18 protein-coding genes are annotated in these 16,308 nt (G+C 45.3%); 9 read left to right on the forward strand and 9 right to left on the reverse strand.

Annotation, left to right across the window (positions count from 1 at the left end):
- The 4 genes from Q0R35_RS13270 to Q0R35_RS13285 all read right to left on the reverse strand — a co-directional run.
- A partial coding sequence (locus Q0R35_RS13270; RefSeq protein ID WP_295618925.1) for a riboflavin kinase occupies nucleotides 1-623 on the reverse strand: 623 nt, incomplete at its 3' end.
- Between the two features lie 81 nt (nucleotides 624-704).
- Nucleotides 705-1,586, reverse strand: coding sequence for a dihydropteroate synthase (gene folP, locus Q0R35_RS13275; RefSeq protein WP_295618928.1), 882 nt, complete (start codon nucleotides 1,584-1,586; stop codon nucleotides 705-707).
- Between the two features lie 124 nt (nucleotides 1,587-1,710).
- Complete coding sequence (locus Q0R35_RS13280; protein ID WP_295618931.1) at nucleotides 1,711-2,046, reverse strand: DUF5615 family PIN-like protein; 336 nt, start codon at nucleotides 2,044-2,046, stop codon at nucleotides 1,711-1,713.
- A gap of 3 nt (nucleotides 2,047-2,049) precedes the next feature.
- Complete coding sequence (locus Q0R35_RS13285) at nucleotides 2,050-2,391, reverse strand: DUF433 domain-containing protein (RefSeq protein WP_295618934.1); 342 nt, start codon at nucleotides 2,389-2,391, stop codon at nucleotides 2,050-2,052.
- A 160-nt stretch (nucleotides 2,392-2,551) separates the two neighbouring features.
- Here Q0R35_RS13285 and Q0R35_RS13290 point away from each other — a divergent pair, with 160 nt between their 5' ends.
- The 3 genes from Q0R35_RS13290 (at nucleotide 2,552) to Q0R35_RS13300 (ending at nucleotide 5,405) form a co-directional block, all read left to right on the forward strand.
- Nucleotides 2,552-3,571, forward strand: coding sequence for a zinc-binding alcohol dehydrogenase family protein (locus Q0R35_RS13290; RefSeq protein ID WP_295618937.1), 1,020 nt, complete (start codon nucleotides 2,552-2,554; stop codon nucleotides 3,569-3,571).
- 92 nt (nucleotides 3,572-3,663) lie between these two features.
- Nucleotides 3,664-4,707 (forward strand): NAD(P)-dependent alcohol dehydrogenase, encoded by a 1,044-nt coding sequence (locus Q0R35_RS13295; RefSeq protein WP_366944890.1) that lies wholly within the window; start codon nucleotides 3,664-3,666, stop codon nucleotides 4,705-4,707.
- Between the two features lie 44 nt (nucleotides 4,708-4,751).
- Nucleotides 4,752-5,405, forward strand: coding sequence for a flavin reductase family protein (locus tag Q0R35_RS13300; RefSeq protein ID WP_295618943.1), 654 nt, complete (start codon nucleotides 4,752-4,754; stop codon nucleotides 5,403-5,405).
- Here Q0R35_RS13300 and dnaB read toward each other — a convergent pair.
- Both dnaB and rplI read right to left on the reverse strand, forming a co-directional pair.
- Nucleotides 5,377-6,723 (reverse strand): replicative DNA helicase, encoded by a 1,347-nt coding sequence (dnaB, locus tag Q0R35_RS13305; protein ID WP_295618946.1) that lies wholly within the window; start codon nucleotides 6,721-6,723, stop codon nucleotides 5,377-5,379. The two genes, Q0R35_RS13300 and dnaB, sit on opposite strands and share 29 nt — an antisense overlap.
- A gap of 201 nt (nucleotides 6,724-6,924) precedes the next feature.
- Nucleotides 6,925-7,383, reverse strand: coding sequence for a 50S ribosomal protein L9 (gene rplI / locus Q0R35_RS13310; RefSeq protein ID WP_295618949.1), 459 nt, complete (start codon nucleotides 7,381-7,383; stop codon nucleotides 6,925-6,927).
- A 358-nt stretch (nucleotides 7,384-7,741) separates the two neighbouring features.
- On the opposite strand from rplI, the gene Q0R35_RS13315 reads away from it, so the two are divergent.
- Both Q0R35_RS13315 and Q0R35_RS13320 read left to right on the forward strand, forming a co-directional pair.
- Entirely contained in the window at nucleotides 7,742-9,538 is a 1,797-nt protein-coding gene (locus Q0R35_RS13315) for an ABC transporter ATP-binding protein (RefSeq protein WP_295618952.1), read from the forward strand.
- 519 nt (nucleotides 9,539-10,057) lie between these two features.
- Nucleotides 10,058-10,705 (forward strand): response regulator transcription factor, encoded by a 648-nt coding sequence (locus tag Q0R35_RS13320; RefSeq protein ID WP_295618955.1) that lies wholly within the window; start codon nucleotides 10,058-10,060, stop codon nucleotides 10,703-10,705.
- Between the two features lie 65 nt (nucleotides 10,706-10,770).
- Here Q0R35_RS13320 and Q0R35_RS13325 read toward each other — a convergent pair whose 3' ends face one another.
- Entirely contained in the window at nucleotides 10,771-12,042 is a 1,272-nt protein-coding gene (locus Q0R35_RS13325; protein ID WP_295618958.1) for a valine--pyruvate transaminase, read from the reverse strand.
- Between the two features lie 149 nt (nucleotides 12,043-12,191).
- Here Q0R35_RS13325 and Q0R35_RS13330 point away from each other — a divergent pair, with 149 nt between their 5' ends.
- Nucleotides 12,192-13,325 (forward strand): cob(I)yrinic acid a,c-diamide adenosyltransferase, encoded by a 1,134-nt coding sequence (locus Q0R35_RS13330; RefSeq protein ID WP_295618961.1) that lies wholly within the window; start codon nucleotides 12,192-12,194, stop codon nucleotides 13,323-13,325.
- A 44-nt stretch (nucleotides 13,326-13,369) separates the two neighbouring features.
- On the opposite strand, the gene Q0R35_RS13335 is transcribed toward Q0R35_RS13330, so the two are convergent.
- On the reverse strand, nucleotides 13,370-13,912 hold the full coding sequence (locus tag Q0R35_RS13335; protein WP_295618964.1) for a dual specificity protein phosphatase family protein: 543 nt from the start codon (nucleotides 13,910-13,912) through the stop codon (nucleotides 13,370-13,372).
- Between the two features lie 18 nt (nucleotides 13,913-13,930).
- Nucleotides 13,931-14,581, reverse strand: coding sequence for a phosphoribosylglycinamide formyltransferase (gene purN, locus Q0R35_RS13340; RefSeq protein WP_295618967.1), 651 nt, complete (start codon nucleotides 14,579-14,581; stop codon nucleotides 13,931-13,933).
- 30 nt (nucleotides 14,582-14,611) lie between these two features.
- Between purN and Q0R35_RS13345 the strand changes: the two genes are divergently transcribed.
- The 3 genes from Q0R35_RS13345 to Q0R35_RS13355 all read left to right on the forward strand — a co-directional run bounded on the left by Q0R35_RS13345 (nucleotide 14,612) and on the right by Q0R35_RS13355 (nucleotide 16,097).
- Complete coding sequence (locus tag Q0R35_RS13345; protein ID WP_295618970.1) at nucleotides 14,612-14,761, forward strand: hypothetical protein; 150 nt, start codon at nucleotides 14,612-14,614, stop codon at nucleotides 14,759-14,761.
- Between the two features lie 76 nt (nucleotides 14,762-14,837).
- Nucleotides 14,838-15,122: an ATP-dependent Clp protease adapter ClpS gene (gene clpS, locus Q0R35_RS13350; protein ID WP_295618973.1), complete on the forward strand. Its 285-nt coding sequence runs from the start codon at nucleotides 14,838-14,840 to the stop codon at nucleotides 15,120-15,122.
- 81 nt (nucleotides 15,123-15,203) lie between these two features.
- Nucleotides 15,204-16,097: a CPBP family intramembrane glutamic endopeptidase gene (locus Q0R35_RS13355; RefSeq protein ID WP_295618976.1), complete on the forward strand. Its 894-nt coding sequence runs from the start codon at nucleotides 15,204-15,206 to the stop codon at nucleotides 16,095-16,097.
- Nucleotides 16,098-16,308 lie beyond the last annotated feature (211 nt).

The raw sequence follows: 16,308 nt of genomic DNA on the forward strand, positions 1-16,308 counted from the left end.
TACTTGAGATTAGCAGTTGGAAACCCGATCGATCGACCGATTTCTTGCCCATTTACGACCGTCCCAACGATCGAGTAATATCGACCTAATAATGCTCGTGTTAGTTGTAAATCCGCAGCTAATAATGCTGCCCTAATTCGCGAACTACTAATCCGACTATCGCCATCTGTTTCGAGTGGTGCAATCCGTGTCGGTATCTGAAAATGCTCCGTCAGCGTTACTAAATCGCTAGCCGCACCGATGCGTTGATTACCAAACCGAAAATCTGCTCCCACACTAATAAATTTAGCCTGAATTTGGCGATCTAGAATGCGATCGACAAATTCAGATGGTGATAATTTTACTAACTCGCGATCGAATGGTAATAAAATTAGTTGGTCGATGCCTAGCTGTTCTAAAATTATCGCTCGTTCTGAGTGAGGCGTGAGTAATTGACGCTGCTGTTCGGTAAAATATTGTTGGGGATGCGGATCGAAAGTTACCACTGTTTTGTAAGTACTTTTATCCTCCCAATTCAAAACAGGTTTAATCACCTCTAGATGACCCCGATGAATGCCGTCAAAGTTACCTAGCGCAATCGCTGTGGGAGTCAATATCCGATCGAGAGATGAGTTAATCTGCACTGTTATTGGTTACTATTGGGCGATCTATCGATCGTTCGACTAGTTGTGGGTCTACATTATCTATTTTCTCATCACTTTCGGCTAAGTGTGCAAACTCACTTTATCTGAATCTCGATTTCTCAACATCATATCGGCTACCCGACTGACATCGACCATTTCCGCCACATCATGCACGCGGAGGATATCTGCACCTCCAGCAATTGCCGCACAACAGGCGGCTGCCGTGCCCCACAACCGTCGATTGGGGTCGGGTTGGTCTAAAATCTTGCCGATGAAGCTTTTGCGCGATACACCGACTAATAGGGGCAAATCTAGACTCTCGAACCGATCTAAGTGGCGAATAATTTCGATGCTCTGCTGATATTGTTTGGCAAACCCAATTCCTGGATCGAGGATAATCTTAGCTCGTTCGATCCCAGCTTTCACTGCCCGATCGATTTGCATCTCAAAGTAGGCAATAATCTCTCCAACGACATCATCATAGTCGGTCAACTGTTGCATCGTCGCTGGCGTACCGCGCATGTGCATCATCGTATACGGAACACTCAGTCGGGCGACTGTGGTAAACATATCATCGTCAAATTGTCCGCCAGAAACATCATTAACGATATCCGCACCAGCTTCAATTGCCGATCGCGCAACGGTAGATTTGGTAGTATCGATCGAAATGGGAATATGCTGAACTTCAGGATGCTGGCGAATTCTCTCAATTACCGGAATCACTCGTTCTAATTCTGTCCGTTCATCTACAGGTATCGCCCCTGGCTTGGTAGATTCCCCCCCGATATCGATGATATCTACACCTGAGATTACCATCTGGATTGCTTGCGCGATCGCCGCATCCAGCGTCGCAAATTTTCCCCCATCGCTAAAACTATCGGGATTCACATTCAACACGCCCATAATATAGGTGCGACTACCCCAATCAAAACTTTTACCACGGATAGTTAATAATTTGCTCACTGTGCGATCGTCTCTACAACATATTATTTAAGATAATCCTCATCCAGCCGATCGATTGATGAAACATGGCAATGTCTGAACATCGAATTCAACCAATCGACAAAATTACTCAAATATTTTAAGCTCAAGATGGTCTGACAATACGGATTAGTATACCCTTCAAGGAATCTTCTGCTCCCACTGCCGCATGAATTCTCTGCGCCAAAGCCTCCCAATTGCGATCGTCGCTACAAACAATAATCCCAGCATGATTTGGTTGAATTCGGTGCAGTTGAATAAAATCCCGACGATTTTGCGTAATAACAGCGCGATTGTCATCAGTGGCAAACGCTAACACTTCATCGTCTGAAATTCGCTGATTTGCTTTTCCTGCCTCCTGAACAGTTAAAACGTCATGTTCCAAGTCGCGCAGACATCTGACAACAGGATATGGATATTGTTCGTCAGCGTAGAATTTCATGCACTAAAATTCTTGAATCATTACTGCATTGTTTACTTCGATTTCGGCTTCAATTTCATCAGAAAAAGTCGCTGCATATACCCAAGCATTGGCAAGATTAGTTGCCGAAAGCGTGGTATAACTTGTCAGCAGATCGGCTTCACTGTAGCCAATCCGCTGCGATTCAACCAATCCCCATACGGTAATGCGGGTTCCCGCAATACACGCACTCCCACCACAAACACCAGGCGTTTTTTCAATACCTTGAATCTGGCTGATTTTACCTTGAGAGAGCAGTTGGACAACTTGGACTTTTTCGCTTTCAGAAAGAGCTAGTAACTGAGGCTCTAATTCTTTTAGGGTCATGATTAGACACCAAAGTAGGTTCGCCACTTATTTTAACGTGAATCTAACGAATTCCGCATGAGTCGAAATCTTTCTCGATCGTCAGTACAACATATTTGCGTACTTTACGGACTCGATCGTAGTAACTAAAATAAGCATATAACAAATCTGGAGGTCACAGATGCGGGCAATTGGTTTTGAACAACCTGGGGACATAGATCGCGATACAGCCCTAGTCGATATCGAGCTACCGATACCTACGCCGACTGGACGAGATATTTTAGTCGAAGTCAAGGCTGTATCGGTCAATCCGGTAGATGTTAAAGTCCGGCGCAGCGTTCAGCCCAAATCGAGCCAGTGGAAAGTCCTCGGCTGGGATGCGGCGGGGGTCGTGAGTGCGGTTGGATCTGATGTGACGTTATTTAAGCCTGGTGATGCGGTATTTTACGCTGGGGCAATCTCCCGACCTGGTACTAATGCCGAATATCATTTAGTTGACGAGCGGATCGTGGGGATGAAGCCCAAGACCCTAGATTGGGCTGCCGCCGCCGCATTACCGCTAACTTCACTAACCGCGTGGGAAATGATGTTCGATCGATTAGACATCCAGAAGGCGGTACCTGGTGCGGCTAAGGCGATCGTCATTATTGGCGGGGCTGGCGGTGTTGGTTCGATAGCGATCCAAATGGCACGTCAATTGACAGATCTAACCGTTATTGCTACCGCCTCGCGCCCAGAGACAGTGGCTTGGGCACAAAAAATGGGGGCACATCATATTATCGACCACAGCTTACCCATTGCCGAGGAAATTGTTAAGCTAGAGATAGGTATGCCAGCGTTTGTATTTTCTACCACTCAAACAGATCTTCATCTGGATGCGATCGCCCAATTAATTGCACCTCAAGGTCGTTGGGGACTAATCGACGATCCGGCAACTCTCGACATTATTAAGTTTAAACGCAAATCGGTATCAGTCCACTGGGAATTAATGTTTACTCGGTCGATCTTTAATACATCAGACATCGCCGAGCAGAGAAAAATTCTCAATGAAGTCTCTCGTCTTGTTGATGAGGGTGTGCTGAAAACAACTATGACAGAGCGATATTCACCGATAAACGCTACCAATCTCAAGCAGGTTCACACACTGATTGAAAGCGGTAAAGCGCGAGGCAAAATCGTGCTGGAAGGATTCGGAAATTAACGCTCTAAACCTCCACTACAGATCTTTCTGTACCTTTTTTAAACATTACTACAAGTCAATCTTTAAGTAATCTAAACCTACCTAAATAAAAGATCGTGAAAACTCTTGCTTACGCTGCTAAAAGTGCGACAACACCACTCGCACCCTTCAACTTTCAACGTCGCGACGTTGGCAACCATGATGTCCAGATCGAAATTTTATATTGTGGCGTGTGTCACTCAGATTTGCATACCGTCCGTGGCGAATGGGGGGGTACTACCTATCCCTGCGTACCCGGTCACGAAATCGTCGGACGAGTACTCAAAGTTGGCCCCCACGTTACCAAATTCAAAGCAGGCGATACCGCCGGAGTCGGCTGTATGGTCGATTCCTGTCGTACTTGTGCCAACTGTGAAGAAGACTTAGAACAATTCTGCCCAGACACAACATTTACCTACAACTCTGCCGACAAACACCTCGGCGGCGTGACTTTCGGCGGATATTCTCAGAGCATCGTCGCGGATGAAGCGTTTGTGCTGCACATTCCAGATAATTTAGATCTCGCCGCTACCGCACCGTTGCTGTGCGCTGGGATCACAACTTATTCGCCATTACACTACCACAATGTCAGTGCAGGTCAAAAAGTTGGCATCGTCGGACTCGGCGGACTGGGACACATGGGTGTGAAATTGGCGAAGGCGATGGGGGCACATGTGGTAGTCTTCACCACATCGGCGAATAAAGTTGATGATGCCCTCCGGTTGGGTGCCGATGAAGTCGTTAATTCCAAAAATGCGGATGAGATGCAAAAACACCTCAATAGTTTCAATTTCATTCTCGATACCGTGTCCGCACAGCATGATATCAATGCTTATTTCTTGCTCCTAAAACGCGATGGTAATCTCACCCAAGTTGGCGTACCACCCGAACCGCTATCGGTCAATGTCGGTAGCTTGGTTTTTGGTCGGCGCAGTTTCAGCGGCTCCCTAATTGGTGGCATTAAAGAAACTCAAGAAATGCTAGATTTTTGTGGCAAGCATAATATTACTTCAGATATCGAACTGATTCCGATCGATAATATTAATGAAGCTTACGATCGCTTGGTCAAAAGTGATGTCAAATATCGGTTCGTCATTGATATGGCAACATTAAAATAGATGTAATAAAGCAATAACCACAATCGATAAGGTACCCAGGCAAAATGCAAATCGACCCAAATCTCAACTCTCCTCTAGATAACTACAAACTTTTAACTAACTTAGTCGTGCCGCGTCCGATTGCCTGGGTAACTACCCAGAATTCTCAAGGAGTTGTCAATCTTGCACCATACAGTTTTTTTAATGCGGTTGGTAGCGATCCTTTATATTTAATTATTAGTATTGGCAATAAAGATGATGGCAGTATTAAAGATACTGGGGCTAACATCATCGCCAGCGGTGAATTTGTTGTTAATTTAGTAACTGAAGATTTATTAACAGCAATGAATCTTTCTGCCGCCAACTTTCCGACAGATGAAAGCGAACTCGCGGCGGTGGGATTACATGAAGCCACCTCGAAGCAAGTGAGCGTGCCTCGTGTAGCAGAAGCTCAAGCAAGCTTGGAATGTATGCTCCACAGTCAACAGTCACTGGGCGCATACACACTATTTATCGGTCGGGTGGTGATGTTTCACATCGACGACCGACTGCTGGGAGAGCGGTTACATATTAATAACTTTACACCGATCGGTCGAATGGGTTCGCCAGCCTACTATTGTCACACAACCGACCGATTCGAGCTACCCCGAATTCCCTACGAGCAGTGGCAACAAGACCACAAAACCTCCGCTAATTCATCGGACGTGCCAAGTTTTTGAACTTAGTTAAAGCCGGATCGAATACTAGTTTTACTATTCCAGTCGGCCCATTTCGATGTTTAGTAATAATTAGTTCGGTAATGTCTCGATCGGGCGTATCGGGATTATAATAAGCATCACGATACAGCATAATAATTAGATCTGCGTCTTGTTCGATACTACCTGACTCTCTCAAATCTGACATCATTGGACGCTTATTATTTCTAGCTTCAACACCGCGACTTAATTGCGACAATGCAATTAATGGAACTTGTAATTCCCTTGCCAATCCTTTTAGACTTCGGGTAATTTTAGAGATTTCTTGAACGCGATTATCGCTACTACCTTCCATCAATTGGAGATAGTCAATCATGATCAATCCTAATTGTCCGCCATGCTCTGCTTGAATTTTACGAGCTTGACTTCGCATTTCCATTACCATCATACTAGCATTATCATCGATATAAATTGGTAGCTCAGAAATCCTGTCTATTGCTTTATATACAAAATCCCATTCATTTTGACTAATTCGCCCAGCACGGAGGCGATTACTATCTACTCCCGCTTCACTAGCAATCAATCTTTGGACTAATTGATCCTTAGACATTTCTAAGCTAAATACTAATACTGGCTGTTTATGAAGTCTTGCCATGTTGTAGGCAATATTGAGGCTGATGGCTGTTTTTCCCATTGACGGCCTCCCTGCAATAATGATTAGATCCGATCGCTGAAAACCGCCTGTCATTCCATCTAAATCGCTAAAATCGCTCGTCAATCCTGGCGGGATCAGTTGGTCGTGACGATCTTGAATATCTTGGTAAGTTGTCGCGACAATTTCTTTAATCGGTGTTAGCCCTTGCTTGGGTCTAGCCTGCGTCAAATTAAGAATTTGTTGTTCCGACTCATCGAGGACGATTTCTAGCGGTCGATCGGCTGCAAAGCCCAACTGGGTGACTTCTGTTCCTGCTTTAATCAACTCGCGGCGTATATATTTATCCATTACTAAAACAGCGAGGGAGTCGATATTTACCGCACTGACAGTCCGTTCGAGTAATTGAATTAATTTCGCCTGTCCGCCAATTTTTTCGAGCTGATTACGATCGATCAACCAGTCGGTAACTGTCAGAAAATCTGTCGGTTTACCATGACTATTAAGATCTAAAGCCGCTTTATAAATATCAGTATGCGTGGGGATATAAAAGGCTTCGGGAATTAATTTTTCGGCAACTCGTCCGATCGCTTCCGGATCGAGTAAAATACCACCGAGAATGGCTTCTTCAACTTCAATATTCTGGGGGGGAATCAGATTTGTCGATCGAAAATTTGGTGTGTCTGCCATTGGCGAGAGATTTGTAGGGGCGGGTTTATATTACTGACTCAAACGAAGCTATAAATTTAATTTAAAACCCGCCCACCCGACTCGGAATGGCTGTGGTTTAGCGCGATCGTTTATTAGTACCATTATACTGAATAACGTTCGCCCAGCCATAAAAATAGGCTGCGGGTGCAGCCTGGGTTAAGGGTTGAGTAATTGCTACAATTACTTAGCGACAACTTCGATCTCGACAGTGACGACGACTTCCGGGTGGAGCTTGAGTTCGGCTCTGTAGGTGCCGAGTTTAGCTACATCTGGCATGGTAATATCGCGTTTGTCCACTTCTTGGGTGGTGATGGATTTGATAATATCGGCGACTTCCGCAGTCGTAACCGTACCAAAAATTGCTTCGTTTTCACCAACTTGCTTGGCAATGGAAAATTTACCAGTTTTTTCGATTGCTGCTTTTTGAGTCAGAGCGACTTCTTTTAAGGCGAGTAACCGCAACCGCTCGATCTCGCGACGCTTTTCGGCTTGCTTGAGAATGCCAGGAGTGACATTAGTGGCAATCTTTTGGGGTAGGAGATAGTTTCTGGCATAACCAGGTGCTACTTCAACTAGATCGCCATTTTTGCCCAATTTGCGGACATCTTGGGTTAAAACTAACTGTACGCGCTTTGCCATATTGATTTCTATTTAAGCTTTCTGAGCTATATTTGAGATAGTGTCACAAACCTTCAATTTTATCACACAATCTTCATCTATGTCGGTATTAGGCTTTAGGTTTTAGGTTTTCAGTATGCCTACGGCAGGCTACGCCAACGGCTGTCGCTCACTGCCCGGTTTTAGGTTTTAGGGAAGAATGAGAAAGGGAGAAATCAATATCTATCTATGCTCCTCACACTTTCCCACACTCTCCCAGTCCCCACCTCTTCTGATGGAGACGCTACGCTACGGCTCACTTCGCCTATGCTCAGTGCCAGTCGCTCAGTGCCAGCCAGTCTCTCCATCCCCACGTCCCCGTCGTTCCCATCCGTAATCAATGTCGCGCTTTCAAAAACTGCTCAACTATCTCAATCCCTACAAGTGGCAAACAGCGCAGGGTATTTTTGCGCTATTTGTTGTCAATGCTTTGAGCGTCTATATCCCGCTGTTAATCAGGGAAGGGATCGACTTACTAAAAACTTCATTCACCAGTGATTATCTCACTCGGCTGACGATTTTTCTCGTCGGTTTGACTTCGGTGATGTGGGTTGTCAGGATGGTGTCGCGGATTGCGATTTTTGGTGTCGGTAGGCAGGTTCAATCTAAGATGAAGCAAGATATTTTCGAGCATCTGCTCCGGTTGGAACCTGGATATTATGCAACGACGACGGTAGGCGATTTAGTCAATCGGTTTACTAGCGATGTAGAAAATATCATGCGATTGGTTGGCTTTGCGGTATTGAGTACGGCAAACATTGTGTTCGCATACGCGCTAACTTTACCAGCGATGTTATTGATTAACATTAAGCTGACGGTGATGGCATTAGCTGTATATCCATTGATGTTAATTGCCGTGCAATTATTTAGCGGACAACTGCGAACACAACAGGTAACAGTTCAGGAATCGATCTCAGATTTGAGTGAAATGATTCAAGAAGATATGAGCGGGATTGCTTTAATTAAAATTTATGCTCAGGAAGAAAACGAACGTAAAGCTTTTCGGCAGAAGAATCAAGAGTTGTTCACCGCTAATCTCAAGTTAGCAGAATTAAGAAATACGATATTTCCCATTATTCAAGGGTTGGCATCGATTAGTTTATTGGTGTTGTTATGGCAAGGTGGACTGGCGATCGCGAATCAGGATGTCAGTCCTGCTTTAAACTTGTCATGGCAAACCGGGATCTCGATCGTCTCTAGAAAAACCACAGTTGGTGATTTCTTATCGTTGATCATTTTTGCACAGAATCTGATTTTTCCAACGGCTTTACTAGGGTTTACAATTACTGCTTATCAGCGGGGAGAAGTGAGTATCGATCGAGTTGAAGCGATTCTATTTAATCGTCCTAAAATTGCCGATCTGCCGAATTCGATTCATCTGAACAAACCGATGCTGGGTCAAATCGGTGCGCGCGATTTTACCTATACCTATCCTGGTGCAAGTTCGCCAGCACTCAAGCATCTCAATTTTACAATTGAAGCAGGCGAAACGATCGCGATCGTTGGGCCGATTGGAGCGGGAAAATCGACACTGGCGAATGCCTTACCCCGCTTATTAGAAATACCAGCACAGAGCTTATTTATCGACGGTTACGATCTGAGTACATTGAGTTTAGCTAACTTACGGGGGGCAATTGCTTATGTACCGCAAGAGAGCTTCTTGTTTAGTACCTCGATCGAAAATAACATCCGCTATGGCAATCCTACCGCCAACGATGCTACCGTCGCCGCCGCCGCCAAACTCGGTCAGATTCACTGGGAAATTCTCAACTTCCCACAAAAATACGATACAATTGTGGGCGAACGCGGCATTACCCTTTCTGGCGGACAACGCCAACGGACGGCATTAGCACGGGCATTATTACTCGATGCACCGATTCTGATTCTGGATGATGCACTCTCTAGTGTAGACAACCAGACAGCTACCGCCATTCTCCAAAACCTTTCCAAATCCGGACAAAAACGCACGGTAATTTTTATCACCCATCAACTATCCGCCGCCGCGACCGCCGATCGCATTTTGGTGATGGAAAAAGGTGAAATCGTCCAAATGGGTACCCATCAAGAGTTAATTGCACGACAAGGCTTGTATCAATGGCTGTGCAATCAAAACCAGTTAGAGGAATTATTGCACTAGTATTCCAAATCGTCGTTAATGATACTTATAGTGGGAAGGATGAGAGCTAAAAATAGACAACTACTCTCCACGATCGAGATCGTCGATTTACCATTGATTTAGTCACGATTTACTAGATCTAATTTGACACTGCTAAAGAAGTAAATTAAATCGTTACCACTCGATCGCAATCTTAGAGTATTATCCTATAGACACCTGTGTTCTCAAGCACCTTGGTTACAGACTCTGAATCGACCGGGAATCGACCGATCTAAAAGTTGAATTTTCTGGTTGAGATCGTGAGGCTATCCCATTGGGCTAGAAGGCTACACAGAAAATCTCCTATCGATCTCAATTCGATCGATCCACTCTTATAGAAGATCTAAATCGCCATTGCCTAGCTACTGGTAACAATCTTATCTTTACCCTCCGCCATTATTTTGGTTGAATAAATTAAAGAGCGGCTAGCATCGCGACCCACCTAGGTGGTTAAATACAAATTATCGATCGTCATAAACGGTTAACTCTAGTCAGAAGATTATGAAAGCAGTTGGTGGAAAAGACCGCAAGCGACTACTATTAATCGATGATGACCCCAATCTCATCTTATTAGTCAAAGATTATTTAGAGTTTCGAGGCTATGAGGTACAGACCGCCGACAATGGTAAAGAAGCTCTTAACATGCTTTCCCATAGCCTCCCCGACATGATCGTCTGCGATATCATGATGCCAGAAATGGATGGCTATGCACTGATCGAAAATATTCGCCAAGATCCGCGCACGAGCTGGATTCCAGTATTATTCCTTTCGGCTAGAGGGCAAAGTCAAGATCGGATCAAGGGTTTGAATTTGGGTGCTGATGTTTATATGGTAAAACCCTTCGAGCCAGAAGAACTCGTCGCCCAAGTCGAATCTTCACTCAAGCAAACCAATCGTCTGCTGTTATATACCGATGGTATCGGTGACGACAGTTCGCCGATTCAGGTTCCTGCTACCGTAGAGCTTACCCCCACCGAACTTAAAGTAGTTCAATTAGTTGCTAGAGGATTGGCAAATAGGGAAATCGCCTTGCAAATGAATGTCAGCCAACGCACGATCGAAAGTCACGTTTCCAATATGCTCGGTAAAACCGGACTCAACAATCGGACGGAATTGGCAAGATGGGCGATCGAAACACGAATGGCTTAAATTGTAGGTTGGGTTGAGCAAGGCTCAACCCAACCTACAAATCTTACTCCTTACTCCTTACTCCCCTATTTCCCCCGATATACTCCCTCAACTACGGTAGCTAATCGCTCCATCGCGGTGGTAATTTCGGTATCGGTAGCAGTCAGACTGATCCGGATGCATTGGTGCTTGTGCGCCCATTCTTCCCGCAATCCAGGGAAGAACGAACTACCGGGAACGACGATAATTCCGACTTCCTTGAGAGCTTGATATAAATCCCAGTCAGTTATTGGTAAATCTTGGAACCACATCCAGGCAAAAATCGCCCCTTCGCCTCGGTGGAGATACCAAGGTAAATCTTGGGGCATAAATTTGGTGATTCCGGCTTCTAATACCGCAAATTTTTGCTGGTAATAAGGGCGAATCACACTCGTTGCTAAATCTGCCAATCGACCGCTGGCAATCGCTTTAGCTGCGATCGCTTGCCCGTATCGCGACGAGTGAATGCACATATTGGTTTGGAATGATTCCAGAATGCCAATGAATTTTTCACTACCCAAAGCAATCCCGATGCGTTCCCCTGGCAATCCAGCTTTAGAAAGACTCATGCAGTGGACGATATTGTCTCCAAAGATCGGAGTCATTTCTGTGAAATTCAAACTGGGGAATGGTGGTGCGTAAGCCGAATCGATTAATACGGGCGCATCGTAACCCGCCGCGAGAGCGGCAATTTTTTGCACTTCTTCATCGGTTAAGACATTTCCCGTCGGATTGCAAGGGCGCGAAAATAGGACGCAACCAGTATTTTCGCCAATTTGCAATTGACTGAAATCGGGACGATATTTAAAACTATGATTGCCAGCATCGATATCTAAAGTCGGCTTGTAAGCAACGATCGAATCTGGCACGATCGCCATGCCGCCATAGCCCGTATAATCGGGACTCAATGGTAATACTACCTGCTTACTCTGTCCCCCCACTGTTTGCCCGCCAAAGGCATTGATCGCATAGAAATAGAGACTTTGACTACCCGGTGTAATTAAGACGTTGCGCGCGGTCAAATTGAGGCTGTAGCGACGATTAAAATCACTAACGATCGCATCGATTAATGGTTGATAGCCCTGACTCGAACCGTATCTACACACTACCTCGCCATAATCGGGACTGTCTAATAATTCATGGGTGTAGTCCCGCCACATCTGCTCGATTTCCGGTAGGATAACCGGGTTACCCGCACTCAGATTAATAAATTCTTGCCCTTTACTAGCCGAGAGCGTTGCTTGAATGTCTTTCATAATGGCGCGCACGCCAGTCAAATTAGACATTTGGGTACCGATTTGAGATAGTGCGAGGTTCATAGTGATGAAGTGATAAGCGATTCGGGTATCCGTCCGATACTTTGTGTACGAGCAGATGTTATGGCTATTATAAACAACCCTTCCGCCAAGTTGTCTATAATCATGGGGCGGTGAAGATTGGCAACTAGTAAATTAGGAGTAAAAAATCAGTGAGTAGAGTTGGGATTGGGATTCGCACGGCAACCAAGCGGAAAGAACGTGCAACGGGACAAATTCACGTTTATGATGGGACGGGGAAAGGCAAATCCCAAGCCGCATTAGGGGTAGTATTAAGATCGATCGGACTGGGAATTGAAGCAGGTGCGGATACGCGCATTTTGTTATTACAATTTTTAAAAGGGTCGGAACGGGATTATGATGAAGATGCCGCGATCGCCGCATTGAGAAAAAGTTTTCCCCATTTGATCGATCGGGTTCGCACTGGTAGATCTGAGTATTTTGGGAAGGAAGAAATTACCGATTTCGATCGAGCTGAAGCTTACCGCGCGTGGACTGTGGCTAAAGGGGCGATTTATTCAGATTTATATTCGGTAATTGTCTTAGACGAACTCAGCCCCACTCTCGATTTAGGCTTACTTCCCATTACCGAAGTTGTCGAAATGCTCCAAGCCAAACCCAATCATCTCGAAGTTATCGTCACCGGGAGAGATGCACCCGCAGCCTTAATCGAAATTGCCGATTTACACTCGGAAATGAAAGCACACTATCACCCCGAAGCCGCCGCCCAAGGCATTGAAGGCATCGAAATTTATACGGGAGATGGGAAAGGTAAGTCTACAAGTGCCCTGGGCAAAGCATTACAAGCGATCGGACGTGGAATAAGTCAAGATGAATCCCATCGCGTTTTAATCGTCCAATGGCTCAAAGGCGGTACTGGCTATACTGAAGATGCGGCGATCGATGCCCTGAAAAAAAGTTATCCTCAATTAGTAGATCGCCATCGCTGTGGCGGTGATGCGATCGTCTGGCGCGGCAAACAACAAGAAATCGACTACATTGAGGCGCAACGGGGCTGGGAAATAGCCAGTAGTGCGATCGCCTCTGGATTGTATAAGACAATCATTCTCGACGAATTAAACCCCACTGTAGACCTCGATCTGCTCCCTCAAGAACCGATCGTCCGCAGCTTAATAAATAAGCCCGAAGGCACTCAGGTAATTATTACCGGACGCTGTTTTAATACTCCGGCTTACTTTAATATTGCCAGCGTCCATTCTGAAATGATCTGTCACAAACATTATGCCGATCGTGGTGTCGATTTGAGAAGAGGTGTAGATTTTTAGTGGATGAGATATCAGATCCCCGACTTCTCGGAGAAGTCGGGGATCTAGCCTCCAACTGTGTCTAATAAGTCATTTAATTCCGCGCTAACTTGCCAAGAATTGCGACCAAAAAATGGAGCGACAATTACAGCTTCTGCTGGATTTCTGCCTGTTTTTTTGACGTTAGCGATCGCCAACTTTGGCGAAAATTTTCGTCTGGCAACAAGCCAAGCTGCCAGAATAATACCAGTTCGTCCAACCCCACCAGAGCAATGAACTACCACTTTTTCATGCGATCGATCTGCCAGATCTAAGAATGGCAAAATTAGATCGATGAGTAATTGCGGATCTGGGATCTGAAAATCCTCAATCGGTGCCCAGCAGATCCGATCGATGCCAAAACTCGATCTATAAATACCTGCTAAATCTGAATATCGATCGAGCTGAGATCTCGTTAACAAACAACAGACTCGCTGAATATTTTGCGCCTGCATGAACTCGATCCAGTCTCGAACTTGTCGATCTGAATATCCCGCTCTAGCCGCACCAAAAACAATCGGTTCATCTGCTGAAGCTGCTGCAAATTTGTACCCGTTAGAATGTCGCAAATGTCAATCCTTAGATAATTATAAACTTATTCGATCGGTATTAATTTTCTGGGCTAACAGCTCGATCGCTTGCGGTAAAATTAAATGCTCTTGAATTTGAACCCGTGCGTGCAAAGTTTCTGAGGTATCATTGGGTAAAACTGGAACGGCGGCTTGCACGAGAATCGGCCCTGCATCGACTTCCAGACTGACCAAATGTACCGTACAACCCGTAATTTTAACTTTGGCGGCTAGGGCTTGCTCGATCGCGTGAATGCCTGGGAAACTAGGTAGTAGACTGGGGTGAATATTAATTAGTCGATCGGGAAATGCATCGATTAAGACTTGGGTAATTACCCGCATCCAACCCGCCATCACTACACATTCTACCTGGTACGTTTGAAAAGTAGCGACGATCGCTCGATCGAGTTCCGCTCTAGTAGCATAATTAAGATGATCTAGAAAAACAGTCGGTATGCCGCGTTTTTGGGCGCGATCGATCGCCTGGATATCGGGTTTATTATGAATGAGGACGGCAACCTTAGCATGAAGATCGCCGTTTTCGATCGCGATCGCAACTGCTTCAAAATTACTCCCACTTCCCGATGCCATGATGCCGAGGATGAGTGGAGATCCCGGTTGCATATTAGTCGTGGGTGCGGGCGAAATTAGGCTGTATGTATCGGGCATGGATGTGAAAGTATGAAATAGTCAATCGTCGTGTCTGCATCGATAGTGGCTCATTTTCGAGCGAGTCATCGGGACACTTTCCCTATTTTAGGACAATCGGTCGATCGATCGAGTTTGACGATCGATCCGACACAGCCGATCGCTACCACAAACTTGTATCCTGCAAACTTGAAGATGTAATCTCTGAGTGGGTACAATAAACAAGAAATCAGTCGGGTAACTCTTCACACTGTCACATGCGTTCATCTATTGGAATATGAGTTATACAGAAACTATCGAAAAGTCATCAACCATCCGCAAACTCGCACCCAATTACCGCGTGTTGCTACACAACGATGATTTTAATGGCATGGAACATGTAGTTGAAGTTTTAATAACTACAGTTCCCCATCTATCCGCGCCGCAAGCCATTAATATTATGATGGAAGCCCATCAATATGGTATGGCACTGGTAATTACTTGTAATCAAGAACATGCCGAACATTACTCCGAAGTCTTAAAAAGTCACGGCTTAACTAGTACGATCGAGCCAGCAGATTAATTTAAGCACGAGATCCGATCGCCAACACCCCGATCGCATCGAGATTCAAAGTCGATCGTCAATTAAGCTAATCTAATAGCGATGGCTAGCAATTGTGAATCTCGGACGACAATGATAAATCTCAGTCAGATTAAAAATTATCCAGCACCAGGTAGAATGTTGAGCTTTCTCCTGGTGCTAATTATATTATGGTTGCCAGGGCTAGCATTAATATATGCCGTCATGGGGAGTACTCAAAATCTCGAAGATCCCGGTACTAAAAATTTACTCTCGATTCTGACGATGGGATTACTCACGATCGAATTTATTGCCTTACTACCCTGGTGGGGACGCAAAGTATATCAGCACCCTAACTTATACTATCGGTATGGGTTGGTATTCACGCGCCAGAATGGATTATTATTGCTCCAAGGACTCGCGATCGGATCGTGTTTTACATTCGCACTATTTATCATTCAAGGGTTACTCGGCTGGCTAACATGGCAACCCCCGCGATTATCGATCGTTCAGTTAGCATTAGAAGGTGCGGCAACTTCTTTAGGTGTCGGCTTGGGTGAGGGGCTATTTTTTCGCGGGTGGATGTTAGATGAATTAGAACGAGACTATACCCTGACGATCGCGTTAATTGTCGATGCAGGCTTGTATGCATTGTTGCATTTTCTCAAGCCAATCCCGGTAATTCTGGCATCGCTTCCCGAATTTCCCGGACTGTTTTTGCTCGGTACGGTAGTTATTATTGCCAAACGCCAACATCGAAATCTGCTCGGCATGTCGATCGGGCTTCATGCTGGCATGGTCTGGGCTTATTATATTATTAATGTCGGGCAGATGGTCAAATATTCCGGTCGAGTTTCAGATTGGATTACCGGAATTAATGGCAATCCCATCTCTGGTTTACAAGGATTAATTTTCTTGTCAATCTTGATAGCTCTAATCTCTAAATTCTCTAGCAAAGTCCAAGGAGAACGGATTTAGGCTTTAGGAAATTTCCCTCCTCGGAGCGACGTTTTTATCCGGGGGTTCCCCCCGAATAAAAAAACGTCAAGACAGCGAAAAGTGCGTTTTTGGGGCGCGACGTTTTGGGAGGAAGCTTCCCCCCAAAACGTCGCTTGTTTCCCCTGTCTTGTCTTGACGCACACAACCGGGAGGTTTCCTCCCGGTCGATGCGTCGCTGTCTCACCCTTTG

The organism is Chamaesiphon sp. GL140_3_metabinner_50 (assembly GCF_025361915.1).
In the GTDB taxonomy this organism is placed as follows: domain Bacteria; phylum Cyanobacteriota; class Cyanobacteriia; order Cyanobacteriales; family Chamaesiphonaceae; genus Chamaesiphon.

Coding starts and splice junctions, on each gene's coding strand:
- Q0R35_RS13285 (WP_295618934.1), bottom strand. CDS start 2,391: ATGACCCTAAAAGAATTAGAGCCTCAGTTACTAGCTCTTTCTGAAAGC.
- Q0R35_RS13355 (WP_295618976.1), top strand. CDS start 15,204: ATGGCTAGCAATTGTGAATCTCGGACGACAATGATAAATCTCAGTCAG.
- Q0R35_RS13300 (WP_295618943.1), top strand. CDS start 4,752: ATGCAAATCGACCCAAATCTCAACTCTCCTCTAGATAACTACAAACTT.
- Q0R35_RS13320 (WP_295618955.1), top strand. CDS start 10,058: ATGAAAGCAGTTGGTGGAAAAGACCGCAAGCGACTACTATTAATCGAT.
- Q0R35_RS13280 (WP_295618931.1), bottom strand. CDS start 2,046: ATGAAATTCTACGCTGACGAACAATATCCATATCCTGTTGTCAGATGT.
- clpS (WP_295618973.1), top strand. CDS start 14,838: ATGAGTTATACAGAAACTATCGAAAAGTCATCAACCATCCGCAAACTC.
- dnaB (WP_295618946.1), bottom strand. CDS start 6,723: ATGGCAGACACACCAAATTTTCGATCGACAAATCTGATTCCCCCCCAG.
- Q0R35_RS13290 (WP_295618937.1), top strand. CDS start 2,552: ATGCGGGCAATTGGTTTTGAACAACCTGGGGACATAGATCGCGATACA.
- purN (WP_295618967.1), bottom strand. CDS start 14,581: ATGCCCGATACATACAGCCTAATTTCGCCCGCACCCACGACTAATATG.
- rplI (WP_295618949.1), bottom strand. CDS start 7,383: ATGGCAAAGCGCGTACAGTTAGTTTTAACCCAAGATGTCCGCAAATTG.
- Q0R35_RS13315 (WP_295618952.1), top strand. CDS start 7,742: ATGTCGCGCTTTCAAAAACTGCTCAACTATCTCAATCCCTACAAGTGG.
- Q0R35_RS13325 (WP_295618958.1), bottom strand. CDS start 12,042: ATGAACCTCGCACTATCTCAAATCGGTACCCAAATGTCTAATTTGACT.